Here is a 3190-nt window from a genome sequence, read left to right on the forward strand (position 1 = left end):
GCCGCTGCCCCACCGGCCGCAGCAACACCCGCATCCGCGGCTGGCTGGGCCGCGCCGACCAGACCGCCAAGGTCCGCGGCATGTTCGTGCACCCCAGCCAGGTGGCAGAAGTCGGCCGCCGCCATCCGTCACTGGGCCGCCTGCGCCTGGTCGTCAGCGGCCAGATGGCGCAGGACCAGATGACGCTGCAGGCTGAGTGCGCCGAGCCCGCCAACGAAGGCCTGGCCCGGCAAGTGGCCGAGACCGTGCGCGAAGTCACCCGGCTGCGCTGCGAGGTGCAGTTGCTGCCGGTGGGCAGTCTGGCGAACGACGGCAAGGTGATCGAGGACGCGCGCAGCTACGCTTGACATGACCCCTGGCGTGCATGCCACTGCTTGACAGCACGCGTCGAGCACGTACGATGTAGATCCACATAAGGATATACATCATGGACCTGCAAGTCGCGAGGTGGGGCAACAGCCTGGCACTGAGAATTCCGTCTGAGGTCGTGCGCCGGCTCGGCCTGCGCGAAGGTGCGACCGTCGAGGCGCAGTTCACCGTGGATGGCACCCTGTCCATTCGGCCGGCGCAATGGGACCGCAAGGCGTTTGCCCGCGAGCTGGCCGAAGCGCGCAACGAAATGCCGACGAGCGAATCCGTGATGGAAGAAGTTCGCAGCGACGCCCGGTACTGAGGTGGTTTACGTCGACACCAGCGTGCTCGTGCCGCTGTTCGTGAACGAGCAGCACAGCGCCGCTGCAGCTGCCTGGTATTCGGGCGAAAAAGACGAACTGGTGGCGGCTGCTTGGTGCATTCCCGAATTCGCCAGTGCCCTTGGCATCAAGCAGCGCACTGGCGCCATTGACGCGCCACAGGCCAAGGCCGCCTGGGCTCGTTTCGAGCGCATGGTGGCGGCTGACCTCGGGCTGCTGCCTGTAGCGCCGGCACACTTCCATCGCGCGGCAGAACTGGTGCTGGATGCCGCGAGCGCGCTGCGCGCCGGCGATGCACTCCACCTGGCCTGCGCCGAGGCTGCGGGTGCGAAGCACATCGTGACGCTCGATGAAGTCCTGGCGCGCAACGCCCAGCGCCTGAAAATCAAACCTGTTGTGCCGCGCAGCGCGACCTGACTGGCATTCACAGGCTCATCGGCAATCTCGGGAAGCTGGCCCGGCCGCCGCAAAGCCGTTCAGACGAACTGGAGCCACCGCCGCAAGATCGCCTGAAACGCCGGCTTCGCCTCGTCGAAGGCTTGCGCATCCGCGAACTCGACCATCGCGCGGTCCTCGCCGAGCCATTTCACCAAGCCCGCCGGGTCGGCGATCTGCACGCCGCCGGGCGGTAGGTCACGCACCTTCGCGCCGAGGTGAAGGATCACGCCGATGCCGGCCTTCGCCCGCAGATTCGTCGTGGCGAAATACTCGGTGGTGCGAAAGCTCGGAGCATTCCACTTCACGCCTTCCTGCACCAACGGGTCCAGCGCCAGCATCAGCACCCGCAGGGATTCGATCACGGCCTTGTGCGGGTGCACGAGCGATGCCATGAACGCATCGACAGCGGCCGTGGCATCTGCGGGCGAGGTGTGTGCGCCCTTGGGCTTGGTGGCTGGCACGTTTTGTCCATCAGTCCAGGACGGGAGGGGAAACGCCCTGATCCATCTGCGGCTCGACGCTGGATACAACACCACGGCCGCCAGGTTCTCGCGCCAGGCCCCAATTGATCAGGTGCACAGCCAAGGCGCTCAGTGGTGGCAGCAGCCAGACCAGCAGGCACTGCGCCAGCTTCTGCTGTCGCTCAAGCGCTGAATTGCCAAGCACGATGCGGGTGACCCATGCCGCATGGCCAACCAGCATGCCCACCAGCAGCAGAACGAGCCATGTGTTCATGGAAATCTGTGCCCTACAAGACCTTCAAATACTCGACGAGTTGCTTGCGCTCCGCATCCGTCAAGGGCGCCGCCGCCTGCCCGTGCGCGTCGTTCGGGTTCATCGTCAGCACATCCATCAACGTCTTGGCCTGGCCCTGGCTCAGGTAGGGCGCCGTCGCCCAGGCACCGCGCAGGCTGGGGACGTTCGCGGGGACGAGGGTGGTGCCGATGCCGTCGGGGATGGTGAGCGGGCTGCCCGCCGGCGGGATGAAGGTGCTGCCGGCGTGGCACTGGGTGCAGCGGGCGCTGCCTTCGAAGATGGCTTTGCCGGCCTGCTGGTCGGCGGTCATGCTGCCGTCCTGGTTCAGGTAGATGCTGGCAGGTGGCAGGTGGCCGGTGAGGAAGTTCAGCAGAGCCGTCGTGGCGCCTGAAGGGGGCGGCTGGCCGGTATGGTTGTGCAGGGCCTGGGCGCCGGCGACCAGGCGCTGGATGGTGGGCACCGAGCCGTCCCAGAAGAACGGCGCCGTTTCGACCGCGCCCCAGGGCGCCGGGACCTGGATGGGCACGCCGATGGGCACATCGGCCGAGGGGTTCACGGCCTTCGCCATCGTGCCGTGGCCGGCCGGCTTGCGTGCAGCCTGGAGCGACTGCAGCCCCGGTGCCTCGACCACGTGCAGGCTGGAGTTGTCGGACGCGCCGTCCATGTGGCAGCTGTTGCAGGTGACGGAGTTGGGCGCGGTGGCGGTGCCGCCCAGCGCAACCACGTTGCGGAACATCCATTCGCCTTCGTCTGCGGCCGACAGCACGCCGGTACCGGGCACGCGCACCTGGCCGGACCAGGCGAGCGGGATTTCTGGCCGCAGCTTGTACAGCGGGCTGCCGGTGAGCAGGATGGGCCGCACGGTTTCGCGGAACAGGTCCACCACGTAGAGCTTGGACGGGAGCTTGGTGGCCGGGTTGTTGACGATGGCCAGGTCCTGCGGCGTGGCGTCGGGGTAGCTGGTGCTGAGCACCAGGTTGGCGAGCGTGGCGCCGGTGTTGCCGTCGACGATCAGCGTGGTGCCGGTGCCGCTGCCGTTCACGGCGATGAGCGGCTGGCCGGGCAAGGTCGTGGGCCGCACGGCAATGCTGCGGTAGTCGGTGCCGACGTTGTCCAGCAGGTAGCCGGTAACCTGGTAGGTGGCCGGGTCCATGCGCAGCACGCGGTTGAAGCCGGGCACGCGGGCCTGGCTGAAGACCACGAAGGTGGGGATCAGGATGTCGCTGCCGCTCCAGGCCAGCTCGTGCGGCGCGCCGGAAATGGCGGTGATGGCGACCGTGGTGGCGCCAGCGGGTGCGGCCGGG

Annotated in this window: 5 protein-coding genes and 1 pseudogene; 3 read left to right on the plus strand and 3 right to left on the minus strand. The window is 67.7% G+C overall.

Annotated features, from left to right (window positions below; all coding sequences use genetic code 11):
• The 3 genes from FKP22_RS25440 to FKP22_RS25450 all read left to right on the plus strand — a co-directional run.
• Positions 1-347, plus strand: a 347-nt coding sequence (locus FKP22_RS25440; protein WP_141290528.1) for a phenylacetate--CoA ligase family protein, incomplete at its 5' end; no start/stop codon positions are given.
• An 80-nt stretch (positions 348-427) separates the two neighbouring features.
• Positions 428-673, plus strand: coding sequence for an AbrB/MazE/SpoVT family DNA-binding domain-containing protein (locus FKP22_RS25445; protein ID WP_211361581.1), 246 nt, complete (start codon positions 428-430; stop codon positions 671-673).
• A 1-nt stretch (position 674) separates the two neighbouring features.
• Positions 675-1109: a type II toxin-antitoxin system VapC family toxin gene (locus tag FKP22_RS25450; RefSeq protein ID WP_141290530.1), complete on the plus strand. Its 435-nt coding sequence runs from the start codon at positions 675-677 to the stop codon at positions 1107-1109.
• 59 nt (positions 1110-1168) lie between these two features.
• Here FKP22_RS25450 and FKP22_RS25455 read toward each other — a convergent pair whose 3' ends face one another.
• The 3 genes and pseudogenes from FKP22_RS25455 to FKP22_RS32750 all read right to left on the minus strand — a co-directional run.
• Positions 1169-1591: a DUF1801 domain-containing protein gene (locus FKP22_RS25455; protein WP_211361582.1), complete on the minus strand. Its 423-nt coding sequence runs from the start codon at positions 1589-1591 to the stop codon at positions 1169-1171.
• 10 nt (positions 1592-1601) lie between these two features.
• Positions 1602-1865 (minus strand): hypothetical protein, encoded by a 264-nt coding sequence (locus FKP22_RS25460; protein ID WP_141290532.1) that lies wholly within the window; start codon positions 1863-1865, stop codon positions 1602-1604.
• A gap of 13 nt (positions 1866-1878) precedes the next feature.
• A pseudogene (locus FKP22_RS32750) lies at positions 1879-3190 on the minus strand (hypothetical protein); the annotation flags it as partial.

The sequence above is a fragment of the Ideonella azotifigens genome (assembly GCF_006519715.1).
In the GTDB taxonomy this organism is placed as follows: Bacteria; Pseudomonadota; Gammaproteobacteria; order Burkholderiales; family Burkholderiaceae_C; genus Ideonella; species Ideonella azotifigens.

What these genes read in the sequence shown, in the direction of transcription:
- FKP22_RS25445 (WP_211361581.1), top strand. Translation starts at nt 428, where the DNA reads ATGGACCTGCAAGTCGCGAGGTGGGGCAACAGCCTGGCACTGAGAATT.
- FKP22_RS25460 (WP_141290532.1), bottom strand. Translation starts at nt 1,865, where the DNA reads ATGAACACATGGCTCGTTCTGCTGCTGGTGGGCATGCTGGTTGGCCAT.